Here is a 16,750-nt window from a genome sequence, read left to right on the forward strand (position 1 = left end):
GGCTTACTCCACGGTCTGCTCAGCAAAGAGCTGCACCTGGATTTCGCCCTCTTCCACTAACTGGCGCACCGTTCCCATGATGTCTTTGCGTACCTGTTCGATACGGCTGACCGGCACAGGGCCGAGGCGTGAAGTGGTGCTTTGCAGCAGTTGCACCTGACGCTTTGGCATCACGTTGAAGATGGCGGCACGCAGCACCGGCTCGGTGCCTTTAAGCGCCACGGCCCACTCATCGATTGGGATCTCTTCCATCAGGCGCTGCAACGTGTTGGCGTTCTGGCGGCTGAGGATAAAGAATTCGTACATTTCATCTTTCAGCTCCTCAACCACTTCTTCGTCGCGCTCGCGTAGCTGATCGAGCAGAAGCTGTTGGTTTTCCGGAATGCGGTTGACGATGTTGGCGGCATGTTTTATCCCCACCACTTTCGAACCGTGCTCCGAGAGAACCGCCACGCCGCGGTCGATGAGCCTGTCTAATTCGTCAATGACGTCGCGGTTAACGTCATCGAGTTTGGCAATGCGGTAGACGATTTCATCCTGGCGTTCCTGCGCAAGGTTACTCAATACGCTTGCCGCCACGTCCGGCGGCAAAAAGGCGAGGAACACGGCCTGTAGCTGCAGGTGCTCCTGCTCAATCAGCGCCGCAAGCTGGGGAACGTCAACCCACTGCAAACGAGCCATGCGGTAACGGATTTCGTCGCCGTAAATGCCGTTAATCACGCTGCGGGCAATTTCGCCGCCGAGCGCTTTTTTCAGGATGCTGCGCAGATAAGTGCGCGATGCGCCGTTAATGCCGCTTTGTTCCTGGTAATCCTGGAAGAAGCTGTTTAACGCCAGTCGGGCCTGGGTCACTTTAACGCCGTGCAGCCGCGCCATGGTTTCACTCACCAGAATGACTTCTTCGCGGGTCAGTTTCTGCATCACCTGGGCTGCGGCATCTTCGCCAACGCTGAGCAGCAAAATAGCAGCCTGTTCAATCTTTGAACGACCGGTGCTGCCGCCGACGCTTTTACTGGTCTTGCCTGCTGTTATTTCGCTCATTGCTGTTAATCCACTGTTTTAATACTTCAGCCACACGCTCAGTTTCGCTTTGCGCCAGCACCTGTAAGAACTCCACTTTCGTCTCAAGACCCGAGCTCTGCGGCGGCAAGTCTTCTTCAATCATGAAAGCAGGTTTAGACGTGTTTGTTGCCAGCCCTTCCTCGGTGGTCACCATGGCTTTGTCCAGCATCGGTACCTCCGCCACGTCTTCCGCTACGCTATCCACGATAACCGGCTCGCGACGACCATAACGCTGCGCCAGGGGGCGTACGCCAAACAGCAAAGTCAGCAGGGCCAGCAGACCGATACCGCCGGTTTGTCCCCAGGAATGGATGGCGGGGTCCTGCCACCATTGCATAGTCGGGAAATCCATTGTTTCAGGCGCGGTAAATGTCAACATGTCGAGAGTGAGAGAGTCGCCACGCGCTTTGTCGATACCCGCCGCGTCTTCCACAAGCCTGGTCAGATTCGCCAGTTGCTCAGGCGTAAATTTCGCCAGCGCCGGCGCCGCCTGGTTTAACGCCACGGCGACACGCATTTTTTCTACTTTGTAACCAGGATGACGAATATGGCGAATATCGCGATCGTAGGCGTATTTGCGCTGTTCCTGATTACGGCTGGAGAGCGAGCGAGGATCGCTGGTTGTCGCAGCCGTACTGGCGGCAGGGTTCGCTGCGGCAGCCGCCTGCTGCGGTTGCTGATTGACGGGGCGATTGCTCAGCGAGCCCGGAATACCCATCGCCATTTCGTTGGTGGTATTTTCCTGGCTGATGCTTTCGTCGCTGACGCGCGCGTCTTTGCCGAGGCGTTCCTGGGTCTCTTCCACGCTGCTCATATCCACCTGCGGAGCGACGCTGATGCGGAAATTATTTGCGCCAACCAGCGAAGTCAGCAGGCCGGAAATGTTCTTTTCCGTGTCGGCTTTCAGACGCTGAATAACATCATTGCCCTGACGAATGCCCGCGAGGTTGCTGTTGTTCTGGAAGTTTTCCGACAGCAGATTGCCGCTTTGGTCCACCACGCGCACGCTGCCCGCTTTCATTCCGGGGACGCTGCCGGCAACCAGCTGCACGATGGCCGCCACCTGCTGTTCATCAAGCTGCTTGCCATAGCGCAGTTGGACCATAACCGAGGCGCTGCTTTCAGGCTTGTTGCTCATGACAAACGAGCTTGATTCGCTCAGGCCAAGATGGACGCGGGCGTGTTCGACCGGCTCAAGTCCCATGATGCTTTTGGAGAGCTCGCCTTCCAGGCTGCGTTTATAGCGCACGTTCTGAACGAACTGGCTGCTGCCGAGCATCTCTTCTTTGTCCATCAGCTCGTAGCCTTCCGGCAGAACGGCGGCGATGCCTTTTGCCGCCAGCGCCATGCGCGCGCGGGAAAGTTTGTTTTCCGGCACCAGAATCTGGCCGTTGTCAGGGCTTACGCGATAGGCGATATTTTCCCCGCCCAGCACTTCCACTACCTGCGAAACCGGTAACTGTTCGTTCGCGCCATAAAGCGCCACGTAACCCTGATTGCTGCGCCACAGGGAAACGACGATAGCGCCGGTCAGCAAAACCGCCGCGGCGCCAATCAAGAATTTGCTGTTGTTCAGGCCCGCAGGTAACGCGACGGCGGGCAGCCTGGCTTTAATTTTGTTTAACACGGTAAAAACCTTAGAGCGCAATATTCATCACTTCGTCCAGCGCGGTGGTGAGCTTGTTGCGCACCTGCATCATTGCCGAGAACGCCACGCTGGCCTTCTGGCTTTCGATCATCGCACCGGTTAAATCGTCACTTTGTCCGGTGTCGATGGCGGTCTGGCGGGCGCTCGCGACATGCTGCATCTGGTCAACATTGTCGATAGCCGTGTTCATCACTTTGGCAAATGAAACGGGCTGCGCCGGTGCGCCAATAAGGCTTGTGTCTGCCGGCGCGACAGTAAAAGAGGGGCTGATGGCGCCGGTTTGCGCGAAGGCGGCGGTTTGCTGCATACGCGCCAGTATTTCCTGCTGGGAGGCGCTGATGCCTAATCCTGAAATCTTTTCCATCTTCTGGTCCTCTCGGGCGTCAGGAATAACATTCAATATCAATCCCTTCGTCGCGCATCGACGCCAGCCGATAGCGCAATGCCCGAGGGGTGATGCCTAAAAATTCTGCGGTTTTCGATTTATTGCCTTTGTGGCGTTTCAATAAATCGATGATGTACTGGTATTCCGCCATGCGGCCGTGCAGTTTGACGTTGCGGATGGCGGCCATCGCGCCGCGCACGCCGCCGCTTTTCGTTTCCTCATAAGCCGGCATTACGTCAACGGCAGGAACTTCCGGCAAGGGAGTGCTCTGCTCCAGCCCAAAATCCTGGGAGGTTACTTCCGCGCCGTTACACAAAATCAGTCCGCGCTGGATGACGTTCTCAAGTTCGCGCACGTTGCCCGGCCAGTCGTAGCTCAACAGCGCATGACGCGCCTCGTCGCTGAGATGGATTTTTCCCTGGTGGAAAGCCTGGTATTTGTTGATAAAACGCAGCGCCAGCGGAATAACATCCTGCTTGCGTTCACGTAATGGCGTGATGTGAATCGGTACGACTGAAATGCGATAAAACAGATCCTGACGAAAACGCCCTTCGGCAATCTCAACCTGCAAATCTTTATTTGTTGAGGCCACCAGCCGAATATCTAAAGGAATGCGTTTATGGCTTCCCAGGCGTTCAACCTCCTGCTCTTGCAACACGCGTAATAATTTGGCCTGCAATGCCAGCGGCATATCCCCAATTTCATCGAGCAATAATGTGCCGCCGTTCGCCTGCTCAAACTTACCCGGCACGCTGGCGACGGCCCCGGTAAATGCCCCTTTCTCATAACCGAATAAAATAGCTTCCAGCATGCTTTCGGGGATCGCGGCGCAGTTTACGCCAATATAAGGAGAATTTTTACCAGCGGCGTTCTCATGAATATATTTCGCAACACACTCTTTACCGGTTCCTGTTTCACCGGTAATTAACACAGACACATTAAATCGCGCTACGCGCCGGGCTAAAGCAAATACGCTTACGCTGGCGGGAGCGCTGGCAATAAAACCATTCTCATTTTGTGTTTCGTGGTCAACAGCAATATTCATAAAACGTCACCAACTCATAATTAAAAACCTGACTGACGGAGACAACAAAGAGGCACTAAAATGTGTCTTATACGTTGAGGTAACAAAGGCAAAATTCATACCCGGCGATATTTATGCGGGGCATTTAATGAATTCACTTTGATAGTTAAGATATTCAACCGCTCTCTTGTCAGGTATCACGGCATTCAGTGGGGGCGAGTATACCTGGTGACCAGGAATTGTCTTGTTTTTAATGGGTATTAAAATATTAATTTTTTAAAATCAACAACTTAAACAAGTTATTAACCGTTATTAATTACCCTGAAATAATTCATTAATAAGCCAGAACCCCTTGCATCACGGGGCTAAAGAGAGTCTAATTCTTTTCCTGAAAAAAGATATGAGCGAACCACGTCCTTTGTTGTTTATACCCTCACAATAAACGACACCGCGAATTCATAACTTAACTAGTCAGCTAAAAATTTTTCTTTGATGAATTCAGTCGGCAATAAGCCTGGCAAATACAATGCATCAGAATAATTTGTTATGCGGAACACTTATGCAGCCTGCAACACAACGTATCAGAATCCATCAGCGGGAGAATGTCCCTGACCTGGTGAAATTTGATGTTAACAAGCTCGGACGTCCCTGGCATAAACTGCCAAAAAAGATGAATGACTGCTTTGACATTCTGGACACGCGCTTAAGCATTTATTTCCTGAAAAAGTTTCGTGTTAATGTCTCGTTAAAAAACATGACATTCGCGATGGATAAAACTTATAAAAACACGCAGGTATTCTCCACCTGCCACGGAAATATCGCTTTCGATATTGACCGTATATTATTGTTAAATATTTTGCATGATTATTACGGGCTGAGTAAAGACAGCAACCAGATGACGCCGGATCTCACGCAGCCGGTAACAAAAACAGAAGAGCGCCTGAAAAATAAGCTCGCGCAGGAACTCACGCATCTGATCATTAATAAAGATACCTTTGGCGAGGACCTGGAAATTAAAAATGATTATTCCACGGTTATTAGCCAATGGTCATGGTGCATTACCTTTGAGCTGGAAGGCTATGACAGCGGCGGTTTTACGGTCCTGCTCGATAATCTGCATATCGATCGTATGTTGGCGGAGCTGCGTACGTCCCAGAGCGAAGAAGAGCGCAGCCAGAAGCAGCTCAGCGCCGCGCAAATTGAGCGCATGTTTTACAGCCTGCCGCTGAAGTTACAGGGGCGTCTTGCCAGCCTGAACCTGACGGTTGCCCAACTGACAGACATTGAAGCCGGGGACATTATCCCGATTTCGCTAAACGAACCTTTACCCGTTTTTATCGGTAAAGAGCAGATTTTTAACGCCGTTATCGCAGACGATCGCGGGAAGCTGTTCTTAAGCGAGTTTAACGATAAAACCATCGAGAAGAGTTATGAGTGATTTACATCAGGAGCTGGGCCAGGAGCTGAATCTGGACGATCTCAACCTCAGCGATATGCCGCGCGAAGAGGTTGTGGAAGGCAATATTCGCCTGGATTTGCAGCCCGAGCCGGAAAAAAATTCGCCTTTCGATCGGATGCGCAAAATGTCGCTGTTCAGTCGCATTCCTGTCACTCTGACGCTTGAGGTGGCTTCGGTTGAAATTTCCCTCGCTGAGCTTATGTCGGTGAACAATGATTCCGTTATTGAGCTGGATAAGCTCGCGGGCGAACCGCTGGACATTAAAGTGAACGGCATTTTGTTTGGCAAAGCCGAAGTGGTGGTCCTTAACGACAAATACGGCCTGCGCATTATTGAATTCAACAATAAAGACCTGGGCGAGCTGGCAAGATGAAACGTTTGTTGCTCCGCCTGTTGAAGAACAAAGGCGGTCTGAGCGCCCTGCTGCTTGTAGGGCTAAGCTTCTCGCCGTTGCTTTATGCTGCCCACGGCGACGTCACTCTTTTCAGCACCGCGGGCAACAGCGCGGCGGGACAGGATTACAACGTCAAGATTGAAATTCTGATCCTGATGACGCTGCTCGGCCTGCTGCCGATCATGCTGCTGATGATGACCTGCTTCACCCGCTTTATTATCGTGCTGGCGATTTTGCGCCAGGCGCTTGGTCTGCAACAAAGCCCGCCGAATAAGATCCTCACCGGCATTGCGCTGGCGCTGACGCTGCTGGTGATGCGTCCAGTCTGGACGACGGTTTATAACGATGCTGTCCTGCCCTTCCAGAACGATGAAATCACCATGAAAGAGGCGCTGGTAAAAGCCGAGGTTCCGCTCAAAAAGTACATGCTTGCCCAGACCAATAACAAAGCCATGTCGCAGATGATGGACATCGCAGGCGTGAAAGGCGACGCGCGCGAACAGGATCTCACCGTGGTCACGCCGGCTTACCTGCTCAGCGAGCTGAAAACCGCCTTCCAGATTGGTTTTATGATTTACATCCCGTTTCTGGTCATCGACCTTATCGTTGCCAGTATTCTGATGGCCATGGGCATGATGATGCTTTCGCCGCTGATCGTTTCGCTGCCGTTTAAGCTGATGCTGTTTGTGCTGTGCGACGGCTGGACGCTGATTGTCGGCACGCTCACCGCAAGCGTGCAGGGGCTATAGCCATGATGAACATGGACACCGCCGGGGACATTATGGCTACCGGCATTCAACTGGTGCTGCTTATCTCTGCGGTGGCAATTATCCCCAGCCTGCTGGTCGGCCTGTGCGTGAGTATTTTCCAGGCCACCACGCAGATTAACGAACAGACGTTAAGCTTTCTGCCACGCCTTGTGGTTACGCTGCTGGTGCTGATTTTTGGCGGTAAGTGGATGCTAACTAAGCTTGTGGACTTTACCGTCGAGATTTTTCACCAGGCGGCGAGCCTGGTAGGCTAAATCACCATGGGAATTAACATACACGACTTGCTCAATCCGCTAATGGCGTTGTGGCTGCCGTTTATCCGTATCCTCTCGTTTCTTCATTTTTGCCCGGTGCTCGATAACAAGGCCTTTTCACGCAGGATAAAAATCGCCACGGCGCTTGCGCTGACCGTGTTGATAACGCCGATGCTGCCGAACAATGTAACGCTTAACGAGTTAGTGTCCATGCGCAGCATTATGCTGATTGGCGAGCAGATTCTGTGGGGCTTTTTATTCGGCATGACGCTGCAGCTTGTGTTCGTGGCGCTGCAAACGGCGGGGCATATTTTGTCAATGAATATGGGCCTTGGGATGGCAATGATGAACGATCCGGTAAACGGTTCGTCCACCACGGTTATCTCGCAGATTATTTTCGTCTTTTGCGCCCTGCTGTTTTTTATTATGGACGGGCACCTGCTGGTGGTGACCATTCTGTTTAAAGGCTTTAGCTACTGGCCCATCGGCCAGGCTATCAATCAGCCTACTTTATTGCAGCTTTCGCAAAGCCTCGGCTGGATAATGGCTTCCGCCACGCTTATCGCGTTGCCCACCACCTTTGTGATGATGATTGTGCAGGGCGGATTCGGCCTGCTTAACCGCGTCTCGCCCACGTTGAACCTGTTTTCCCTTGGCTTTCCGATAAGCATGCTGTTTGGGCTGCTGTGCATCACGATGATCGTCGCTCATATCCCGGATCACTACCTCAATCTGACCAATGAGATCCTCGCAAGGCTTGATGCCATAAGGACGCAGTAATGTCGGCATCCAGCGGTGATAAAAGCGAAAAACCTACCGCAGGCAAGCTGCGCAAGGCACGGCAGAAAGGCGATATTCCGCGCTCCAAAGACCTCACCATGGCGGTTGGCCTCGTGGCGTCTTTTATCACCCTGGGTTCTTTCTTCCCCTATTACCGCTCGTTGATTGGCGAGTCTTTTTTATCGGTTGGGATGATGGCGGGCAAGCTCGACGACAGCGGCGCGTTAAGTCAGTTTTTGCTGCTTAACGTGTTTGTCATTCTGAAATTCATCGCCACCCTGGTGCCGATTCCTCTGGCCTGCGTTGTGGCAAGCCTTATCCCCGGCGGCTGGATTTTTACGCCCAATAAGCTTATTCCGGACATCAAAAAAATCAGTCCGATTAGCGGCCTGAAGCGGATGTTTTCCAGCAGCCATTATGTTGAGGTGGGCAAAATGCTCGCCAAGTGCGGGATCATTCTCGCCGTGCTGTACGTGATGGTTCACGACTCGCTTGACGGCCTGCTGTCTCTCCAGCAGCTCTATTTATTGCAGGCGATCGCCGCCGGATTTGGCATTTTCCATCACGTTATCAGCTATTTCATTGCGGTGATTGTGGTATTCGCCCTGCTTGATGTGCCGCTGAGCAAATTCATGTTCACCAAAAAGATGCGCATGACCAAGCAGGAAGTGAAGGAAGAGTACAAAAACAACGACGGCAATCCGCAGGTTAAAGGGCGCATCCGCCAGCTACAGCGGCAGATGGCGATGGGCCAGGTGAACAGCACGGTGCCCACAGCCGATGTCATTATTACCAACCCGACCCACTACGCCGTGGCGTTGAAATACGATCCAGGCAAAGCGGAAGCGCCGTTTATCGTCGCGAAAGGCGTGGATGATATTGCGCTGCTTATCCGTGAAGTGGCGCGCAATCACAATATTGAAGTGGTGGAGTTTCCGCCGCTTGCGCGTGCGGTTTACTACACCACACGCGTAAACCAACAAATTCCGGCACAGCTTTTTCGTGCCATCGCACACGTTCTGACGTACGTGATGCAGGTTAAGTCCTGGCGCGCAGGCCAGGTTGAACAAAAACCCCGCCTGAACAGGCAAATTGACATTCCGAAAGAGGTATTGAAAGCCGATGGCAAACAGTAAGTTTATGCAGGCTTTTGCCGCCCTGAGAAAAACGCATGTCGGCGTGCCGGTCCTGTTACTGAGCGTGCTGGCAATGATTATTCTGCCGCTCTCCCCGCTGGTGCTGGATGTTCTGTTTACTTTCAATATCGTGCTGGCGGTTATCGTGTTGCTGGTGGCGGTCAACAGTAACCGTCCGCTGGACTTCGCCGTCTTCCCGACGATCCTGCTGATAACTACCCTGATGCGTTTGACGCTGAACGTCGCCTCAACGCGCGTGGTTTTACTGCACGGTCACGAAGGGGAAGGCGCGGCCGGTAAGGTTATCGAAGCGTTCGGCCAGGTAGTGATTGGCGGGAACTTCGTGGTGGGCTTCGTGGTGTTCATCATCCTGATGATCATCAACTTTGTGGTGGTCACCAAGGGCGCGGAACGTATTTCCGAAGTGTCTGCACGCTTTACCCTTGATGCCCTGCCCGGTAAGCAAATGGCGATTGACGCCGACCTGAACGCCGGGATTATCAACCAGCAGCAGGCGCAAAAACGACGTAAAGAAGTCGCCAGCGAAGCCGATTTCTATGGCGCGATGGACGGCGCCTCGAAGTTTGTGCGCGGCGACGCCATCGCCGGGATCATGGTGCTGATAATCAACGTCATTGGCGGGATTTGTATCGGCATCTTTAAATACGACCTCGATGCCAGCCACGCCTTCCAGCAGTATGTGCTGCTGACCATCGGCGACGGTCTTGTCGCCCAGATCCCTTCCCTGCTGTTGGCGACCGCATCGGCGATTATCGTGACCCGCGTGAGCGACGGCGGCGACGTTAGCGATGAAATTAAGTCCCAACTGCTCGCCAAACCCAACATTCTCTACACCGCCGCCTTTGTGATGTTTATCCTGGCGATTGTGCCAGGCATGCCGCATATCGCCTTCCTGAGCTTTACCGCTTTGTTGCTGTTTGCCGCCTGGAGGCAAAGCAAGGTGGTCACCCAGGCCGAGCCGGAAACCGATATGGAGGCGATAAGCGAAGCGCTGACGCAGGACAATACGCCTTCGGTAAGCTGGGAGAGCATTCCGCTGGTGGAGCCGATTGGCCTGAACCTTGGTTTTAAGCTGGTGACGCTTGTGGATAGCGCGAAAGGCAGTCCTCTGTCGCAGCGTATACGCGGCGCGCGTCAGGTAATTTCGGAAACCTGCGGCGTGCTGCTGCCGGAGATTCGCATCCGGGAGAACTTCCGCCTTAAACCGGCGCAGTATGCCATTCATATCAACGGTATCCGCGTGGCGCTGGGTGAAGTTCACGCCGATAAGATGATGGCGATTCCTGGCGCTGAACTGTATGGCGAAATCGACGGCGTGCTGGATACCGATCCCGCCTACGGCATGGCAATCGTCTGGATTGATCCGGAGCATAAAGCGCGGGCGCTGAATCTGGGTTATCAGGTGGTGGATTGTGCAAGCGTGGTCGCCACCCACGTTAACAAAGTAGCGCGCGGGCATTTACCGGAGCTCTTTAATTACGACGATATTACCCATCTGCATTCGCGCTTAAGCCAGCAGGCGCCGAAGCTGGCGGAGGATTTAAATAACGCGCTTAATTACAGCCAGCTACTGAGAATTTATCGCCAGTTGCTGCAGGAGCAGGTGTCGCTAAAAGACATTGTAACCATTGCATCTACCCTGCTGGAAAGCTCGGCGGTAACTAAAGATCCGCTGCTGCTGACCGCCGATGTGCGCTATGCCCTGCGCCGCGCCATCATCCATAATATCAACGGCGATCGTAAGTCGCTTTCTGCCTATACAATTGATAATGCATTAGAAACAATGCTGCTGAACGCGCTGAATCAATCCCAACAAGCGGGCAAGGTAACGCTCGACAGCTTCCCGGTCGACCCAAATATTTTGCAGCAGTTGCAAAACACGATGCCGATGATTTACGAGCAGATGAAAGCGAAAGGCATGCCGCCGCTTTTACTGGTAACACCGCAGCTACGTCCGATTCTTTCACGCTACGGCCGCCTGTTCTGCGCCGGGCTGCACGTGCTTTCTTACAATGAGATACCGGACGACAGCGATTTGAATATTGTAGGAACGCTGGCTTGAGGAGATTGAGGGCGCGAATGCACGCGCCCCAGCCTTACTGATCTAAATACCGCATTTTCCAGCTCACTAAAGTACGCGGCATGTACTTCATGTCTTTGCTTTCAGAGGTGTAATAGTGCAATTGCAGTTTGCCCTGCGCCGAAGGCGCAATGCGCGCCGCCCAGATTTTTCCTTCCGGGGTATACATGATAATTGCCGTCTGGCGGTTCGCCGCGCCGCGCACCCACATCGACAGAACCCTGGCGCCGATGTTGTCTATATCCTCCTGGTAGATATAAACGTTCGCGGTGTCGACAAACTTTTGATAATCATCGCCGGCAAGCGCGCGGAACTGTTTATCACGCGCTTCATTGTCAAAAATCCCCATCGATAATAGCGTTGGCTTCGGGCGGGGATCGCTATCTGCTTTTTCGTAACGCCCGTCAAGGAATACCCCGGATGGCATCGACAACCGGCAACCCCAGTCGGCGTTGCTGTGCACCTGAAGAGAACCATCCTTTTTAGGGATAATCAGCATCTTGCAGTTGCTTGTGTCTTTTACTTTTTCGACAACGGCCATGCCGTAGACTTTGCGTGCTTCCGCCGTGAAATCATCTTTATTCAACCCGGCCCAGGCACGCATATTAATCGTCACGCTCCATTCAGCGCTGCGGCTGAACTGGAGGGTGCCGCCACTCATATTAGGCGCGCGCAGGTTCCACCATTGTCCCTTCCAGTCAAAGCTGTCGTTCACGTCCGACATTTTGCTGATCCCTTCGTAATAGGCGCGCTCAATGCAGCTATCTGTCGTACAGTTTTCCAGCGACCTCTCCCAGTCTGAATAATCTTTGTACACTTTTTCGGCGTCGTTTTTGATTAGCATCGTGCGATAGATGGTCGACATTGTGCTGTCCAGCCAGTGGAGGCTGTCGTTATTGCAGATGGTATTTTCAAGAGGAGAGATAGCTCGCTGGCAGTTTACCGCCAGAGCGCTGGCGCTAAAAAAGCTCAGACAAATAAGTAAACCAGGCGCGAAGGGTTTTAACATAGGAAAGAACTCTGGGGGTACGAGGAAACATTTTGTCCAAAAGCACACTTGTTTGCAATATAAAATATAGCCTATTCATAAATTGAAAAATTAATGAAAACGAGACGTTAAGATAAATCCAGTAAAGGTCGCTTTAAATATAAGCTTTTATATTTAAAGGGTGATGAACATATGAAAATCGACGGGAGTAACGCTACCCGGATAGCTTCAACGCACAGGGATATGCGGCGCAAACCTTTAGGCATCGAGCGGGTTAGCGGTCATATCTGCCCGCAAACCGGCTACTGGCAACTGCTCGGCTCTGCTGTCAGTCCTGTAGTTAACGTAAAAAAAGGCACTATTTTGCCCTTTTATCAGGGGCAACCCGTCGGCTGGAAACTAAAAGAATATGATTTAAGCACAGGGATAGACGATTAAAAAACCGGCGACCCGTCTCGTATAAGTTGCATTATCTTTAACACGGACGAGTCGTTTATTATTACATAAGGAATAACGGAATTTATGCTGATTCGCGCAGCACCAGCTCGCCGGAAATAATAATTTTTTGCGCGGGCAGGGCTGGCGCTTTTATTTTATTAACGATAAGGGTCGCCGCCTGGCGCCCCGTTTCTTCACTTGATGCCGAAACGTAGCTAAATAACGGCGAAGTCAGATTGATGTGCATCATATCCTCAAAGCCTATCAGTGAAATCTGCTGAGTCAGAAACACGTCTTTCCCCACGGTGCGCCCTACCTGCTGAATGCCGCTCAGGCAGCCGATAATCACCGGCGGAGAATGGCAAAGAATAGCGGTAATTTTATTGCTTTGCTCAAGCAGCATGCGGGTTGCCGTTGCTGCCGCGAGCGTATCGTTATCGCAGGCTGGCGCCCATTCATCACGAAAGGGTAAACCGTATTGCGCAAGCGCTCCGCGGTAACCTAATAGCCGTTCCTGACGAATCAGGCAGTCCGCGGTGCCGCCGAGCCAGGCGATATTACGATGCCCGCGCTCAATAAGATAACGCGTTGCCTGGTTTCCGGCCTGACGATTATCACGTCCGATAACGTCTCTGGTGCTGATGACGGAAGATTCAGAGATGACCACCGTCGGCAACGGGCATTGCGTTATCAGTTCGGGAACGGACGAAGAGCGATTATCGGCATGCAGATAAATCACCCCCGCAACCCCCTGCTGGGCAAAAGAGGTTAAGCATTGGCGTAGCTGCGAACCCTCATCCTGCGGCTGGCCGAGAAACACCATGAAACCCTGTTTTTCAAGGTGTTGCACTACGCTTGCCGTTACGTTCACGGAAAACGAGTCGGAGAAGTCGCGGATAATCAGGCCAATCAGGTTTGAGGTATTCGAGCGCAGGTTCGCCGCCGCCGTATTATGAACATAGCCAAGCTGCTTTATGGCGGCGTTGACCTTGTCGATAGTGGCTTCGGAGATTTTTCCCTTATTACGCAGCACCAGAGACACCGTCGAGACGGAGACGCCAGCAAGCTGGGCTACATCAATGATATTGACCTTTTTCATCCCGCTCCTTTTATGCAAATTTCCTTGTTATCAATACCATAAAGCCCCCGGTAAACCTACAGGGGGCTGATACATCTTTAACAGGCGCTACTTACCAATCATCGTCGACATGGTCTGGGCGATAAACTGCGCCCTGGCGCCGAATATCACCTGGATACCCGAATCGCCGACAAATACCACTCCCCGCGCGCCGAGGCTGTTCAGACCGTCTTTATCGACTTTGTCGCTCTTATCCACCTCAAGACGCAGGCGCGTAATGCATGACCCGACGGAGCTGATATTCTCCGCGCCGCCCAGCAGACCGATAATATCGCCGGCCAGTTCGGTATCGGTTTTGTCATTGGCATTCGCCGTAACGTCCGCACGACCCGGCGTTTTCACATCGAAGCGACGGATAACAAAGCGGAAGGTGAAGTAGTAAATCAGCGCCATCGGCACGCCCACGATTATCGCCATCAGGAAGTTAGTCTGATAGCCGTTAAACGACGGCAGGATGCCAAAGGAAATATAGTCGATCATACCCGCCGAGAAGGACTTGGCGATATGCGCATGCAGCAGGTACATACACATATATGACAGGCCAGCCATAATCGCGTTAAACACGTACAGAATCGGCGCCACAAAGATAAAGGTAAACTCAACCGGTTCGGTGATGCCCGTCAGGAAGCAGGTCAGCGCCGCAGAGAACAGAATACCGGAGGCAATTTTCTTATTTTTGGTGTTCGCTTCATGGTACATCGCAAGGCATGCGGCCGGCAGCGCAAACAGCATCAGTGGGAACTCACCCTGCATGAATTTACCGGCGTTCTGGTAGCTGTCGCTGCTGAAGGATTTTGTGCCCTCTTCCAGCATCTTGAACCAGATTGTCTGGTCGCCGTGAATCACCTGGCCTGCATGGGTCGTATATTCCCCAAACGAGTACCAGAACGACGGATACCAGATATGGTGCAGGCCAAGCGGGATAAGCGCACGCTCGGTCAGCCCGAAGATAAAGGTGGATAACGCCTGATTGTCGCCGTTCACAATGACCGAGAGCGAATCAATTCCCGACTGGATGTACTGCCAGACCCACGGCAGCGCCATGCCAAGCAGGAAGGAGAGAAACGCCGTCGCGATAGCCACAAATCGCTTGCCGGAGAAGAAGCCCAGAAATTCAGGAAGCTGCATGGTATGGAATTTGTTATAGCACCACGCGGCGAGAATGCCGGAAATCAGCCCGCCGAAGACGCCCATTTGCAGCGTCGGGATGCCCACAACCATGGCGTATTTCCCGCCTGCCGCCGCCATTTCCGGCGTGATGTTCAGTACCGTGCCGATGGTCACGTTGATGATAAAGACCGATACCGCCGCCGACAGCGCCGCAATCCCTGATTCCGCCGCAAGTCCGACCGCAGAACCAATGGCGAACAGCATCGGCAGATTATCGAAGATAACCCCGCCTGCGTTCATCATTAACGGTAAGTGGAATTTATCGCCAAAGGCCAATAACAGGCCTGCGGCAGGAAGCAGCGAAATAGGCAGCATTAATGCGCGGCCTATCATCGACAGCTTAGATAACGATTTCGTAATGCTCGATAACACACTCATAGACAATCCCCCGGTGTTGACGCTGCCATCGCGTTTTGTTTATTTACGCGTTTTTATGGTAAGTAGAACGTTCTACTAGAACGTTCTACTTATAGTGGCGAAAGGATTTTTGCCCGGCAACTAAAATCTGAGTTGTAGCCATACTGTTATCGAATATTTGAAGTTGCGCAGGTTTTAGCCTGCTCTTTATAGGGGATTGTGGCGAGAGATAGCGACTGAAAGTCCCTCTCCTTTATGGGAGAGGGATAACGCGAAGGTAAAAATTAAGCCTGAACCGTGATGCTCAGACTTTCAAAGCTCACCGTCTGGCCTGCAACGATTTTGCAGCGCTTACGGGTTTCCACTTCGCCGTCCACCGTCACCAGGCCTTCGGCAATCACCGCTTTCGCCTGCGCGCCGCTTTCGCACCAGCCTTCCAGCTTCAGCAGATCGCACAGTTCAACGTGGGGGTGTTTTCCTAATGAGAAGGTCGCCATTTTACTCTCCATCGACATCATGATATTCCTCGCAGGCCTGCAAGGTATTCTGGATAAGAGTGGCGACGGTCATTGGGCCAACGCCACCCGGAACCGGCGTAATATACGAGGCTTTGGCGGCGGCTTCATCATAATTCACGTCGCCGACCACTTTGCCGTTCTCCAGGCGGTTGATGCCAACGTCCACCACAATCGCCCCTTCTTTGATCCACTCGCCCGGAATAAAGCCCGGCTTGCCGACGGCAACGATAACTAAATCGGCGTTCTCGACGTGGTGACGGAGGTTTTTGGTGAAGCGATGGGTGACGGTAGTGGTGCAGCCAGACAGCAGCAGTTCCATGCTCATCGGACGGCCGACAATATTGGACGCGCCAATGATCACCGCGTTGAGGCCATAGGTATCGATATTGTAACGCTCAAGCAGCGTGACAATACCGCGCGGCGTGCAGGGACGCAGGCGCGGCGCACGCTGACACAGGCGGCCAACGTTGTACGGATGGAAACCGTCCACGTCTTTATCCGGATCGATTCGCTCCAGCACTTTTACGTTGTCGATACCCGCAGGCAGCGGTAACTGAACCAGAATTCCGTCAATTTCGCCGTCTGCGTTCAGCTCATCAATCAGCGCTAAAAGCTCGGCTTCGCTGGTGGTGTCCGGCAAATCGTAAGAGCGAGAAACAAAACCGACCTCTTCACAAGCCTTACGTTTGTTAGCGACATAAATCTGGGATGCGGGGTTCGCTCCTACCAGAACGACGGCCAGGCCAGGGGCGCGTTTTCCAGCGGCAATTCGGGCTCGAACTTTTTCAGCAACTTCAAGCCGTACCTGCTGCGCAATCGTTTTACCATCAATAATCTTTGCTGCCATCAGTCGAAGTATTCCGTCTGTAATAAACCAGGAAGGGGATTGTTGCTATTTTGTCAGAAGCTAAGCTTGCTGTCAGGCAAAGTTCTGCCTGGATGCTCAATTGTCGCGCAGGCGGTTGAAAAGCCATTGACTCGAAAGGCGCTGACCGTATAATCCGAGCGTTCCAAAGAATACGTACCAGCCGGAACAGCACTTCTTCAGTGCGCCCTTAGCTCAGTTGGATAGAGCAACGGCCTTCTAAGCCGTAGGTCACAGGTTCGAGCCCTGTAGGGCGTACCATT

The 16,750-nt window shown here is 52.6% G+C and carries 17 protein-coding genes and 1 tRNA gene; 9 read left to right on the top strand and 9 right to left on the bottom strand.

What is annotated here, in order from left to right; translation table 11 throughout:
* Positions 1-3 precede the first annotated feature (3 nt).
* The 4 genes from MUA00_RS07135 to MUA00_RS07150 are packed head-to-tail and all read right to left on the bottom strand — an operon-like array spanning position 4 to position 4,140.
* Positions 4-1,041: a flagellar motor switch protein FliG gene (locus MUA00_RS07135; RefSeq protein WP_271122411.1), complete on the bottom strand. Its 1,038-nt coding sequence runs from the start codon at positions 1,039-1,041 to the stop codon at positions 4-6.
* A complete protein-coding gene (gene fliF, locus MUA00_RS07140; RefSeq protein ID WP_271122412.1) occupies positions 1,010-2,689 on the bottom strand; it encodes a flagellar basal-body MS-ring/collar protein FliF in 1,680 nt (559 codons plus the stop codon). Before fliF ends, MUA00_RS07135 begins: the two co-directional genes overlap by 32 nt.
* Positions 2,690-2,699: 10 nt before the next feature.
* Positions 2,700-3,074 carry a flagellar hook-basal body complex protein FliE gene (fliE, locus tag MUA00_RS07145; protein WP_271122413.1) on the bottom strand — a complete coding sequence of 125 codons (375 nt, stop codon included), beginning with the start codon at positions 3,072-3,074 and terminating at the stop codon, positions 2,700-2,702.
* A gap of 19 nt (positions 3,075-3,093) precedes the next feature.
* The gene (locus tag MUA00_RS07150) at positions 3,094-4,140 is read right to left on the bottom strand and encodes a sigma-54 interaction domain-containing protein (RefSeq protein WP_271122414.1); all 1,047 of its coding nucleotides are present in this window, start codon (positions 4,138-4,140) and stop codon (positions 3,094-3,096) included.
* A 538-nt stretch (positions 4,141-4,678) separates the two neighbouring features.
* Here MUA00_RS07150 and MUA00_RS07155 point away from each other — a divergent pair.
* Genes MUA00_RS07155 through MUA00_RS07185 form a run of 7 tightly spaced genes read left to right on the top strand, consistent with a single transcriptional unit; the run spans position 4,679 to position 10,995 of the window.
* A complete protein-coding gene (locus MUA00_RS07155) occupies positions 4,679-5,557 on the top strand; it encodes a FliM/FliN family flagellar motor switch protein (RefSeq protein ID WP_271122415.1) in 879 nt (292 codons plus the stop codon).
* Complete coding sequence (gene fliN / locus MUA00_RS07160) at positions 5,550-5,951, top strand: flagellar motor switch protein FliN (RefSeq protein ID WP_271122416.1); 402 nt, start codon at positions 5,550-5,552, stop codon at positions 5,949-5,951. The genes MUA00_RS07155 and fliN overlap by 8 nt, the downstream gene beginning before the upstream one ends.
* On the top strand, positions 5,948-6,721 hold the full coding sequence (gene fliP, locus MUA00_RS07165; protein WP_271122417.1) for a flagellar type III secretion system pore protein FliP: 774 nt from the start codon (positions 5,948-5,950) through the stop codon (positions 6,719-6,721). The genes fliN and fliP overlap by 4 nt, the downstream gene beginning before the upstream one ends.
* A 2-nt stretch (positions 6,722-6,723) precedes the next feature.
* On the top strand, positions 6,724-6,996 hold the full coding sequence (fliQ, locus tag MUA00_RS07170) for a flagellar biosynthesis protein FliQ (protein ID WP_271122418.1): 273 nt from the start codon (positions 6,724-6,726) through the stop codon (positions 6,994-6,996).
* A 6-nt stretch (positions 6,997-7,002) separates the two neighbouring features.
* Positions 7,003-7,776, top strand: a complete 774-nt coding sequence (gene fliR / locus MUA00_RS07175; protein WP_271122419.1) for a flagellar biosynthetic protein FliR — start codon at positions 7,003-7,005, stop codon at positions 7,774-7,776.
* A complete protein-coding gene (gene flhB / locus MUA00_RS07180) occupies positions 7,776-8,912 on the top strand; it encodes a flagellar biosynthesis protein FlhB (RefSeq protein ID WP_271122420.1) in 1,137 nt (378 codons plus the stop codon). Before fliR ends, flhB begins: the two co-directional genes overlap by 1 nt.
* Positions 8,899-10,995, top strand: coding sequence for a flagellar biosynthesis protein FlhA (locus MUA00_RS07185; protein WP_271122421.1), 2,097 nt, complete (start codon positions 8,899-8,901; stop codon positions 10,993-10,995). The genes flhB and MUA00_RS07185 overlap by 14 nt, the downstream gene beginning before the upstream one ends.
* A gap of 34 nt (positions 10,996-11,029) precedes the next feature.
* Here MUA00_RS07185 and MUA00_RS07190 read toward each other — a convergent pair whose 3' ends face one another.
* Positions 11,030-12,022 (bottom strand): lysozyme inhibitor LprI family protein, encoded by a 993-nt coding sequence (locus MUA00_RS07190; protein WP_271122422.1) that lies wholly within the window; start codon positions 12,020-12,022, stop codon positions 11,030-11,032.
* A 171-nt stretch (positions 12,023-12,193) separates the two neighbouring features.
* Between MUA00_RS07190 and MUA00_RS07195 the strand changes: the two genes are divergently transcribed.
* Positions 12,194-12,439, top strand: coding sequence for a hypothetical protein (locus tag MUA00_RS07195; RefSeq protein ID WP_271122423.1), 246 nt, complete (start codon positions 12,194-12,196; stop codon positions 12,437-12,439).
* A gap of 82 nt (positions 12,440-12,521) precedes the next feature.
* On the opposite strand, the gene malI is transcribed toward MUA00_RS07195, so the two are convergent.
* From malI to folD, 4 genes are all read right to left on the bottom strand, one after another.
* Positions 12,522-13,538, bottom strand: coding sequence for a Mal regulon transcriptional regulator MalI (gene malI / locus MUA00_RS07200; RefSeq protein WP_271122424.1), 1,017 nt, complete (start codon positions 13,536-13,538; stop codon positions 12,522-12,524).
* Between the two features lie 87 nt (positions 13,539-13,625).
* Positions 13,626-15,125 (bottom strand): PTS transporter subunit EIIC, encoded by a 1,500-nt coding sequence (locus tag MUA00_RS07205; protein WP_271122425.1) that lies wholly within the window; start codon positions 15,123-15,125, stop codon positions 13,626-13,628.
* Between the two features lie 263 nt (positions 15,126-15,388).
* Positions 15,389-15,601, bottom strand: coding sequence for a ribosome-associated protein YbcJ (ybcJ, locus tag MUA00_RS07210; protein WP_271122426.1), 213 nt, complete (start codon positions 15,599-15,601; stop codon positions 15,389-15,391).
* Between the two features lies 1 nt (position 15,602).
* Complete coding sequence (folD, locus tag MUA00_RS07215; RefSeq protein WP_271122427.1) at positions 15,603-16,469, bottom strand: bifunctional methylenetetrahydrofolate dehydrogenase/methenyltetrahydrofolate cyclohydrolase FolD; 867 nt, start codon at positions 16,467-16,469, stop codon at positions 15,603-15,605.
* 202 nt (positions 16,470-16,671) lie between these two features.
* Between folD and MUA00_RS07220 the strand changes: the two genes are divergently transcribed.
* A tRNA-Arg gene (locus MUA00_RS07220) sits at positions 16,672-16,748 on the top strand.
* The last annotated feature ends 2 nt before the right edge of the window (positions 16,749-16,750 follow it).

This window comes from Dryocola boscaweniae, from assembly GCF_025215095.1.
In the GTDB taxonomy this organism is placed as follows: Bacteria; Pseudomonadota; Gammaproteobacteria; order Enterobacterales; family Enterobacteriaceae; genus Dryocola; species Dryocola boscaweniae.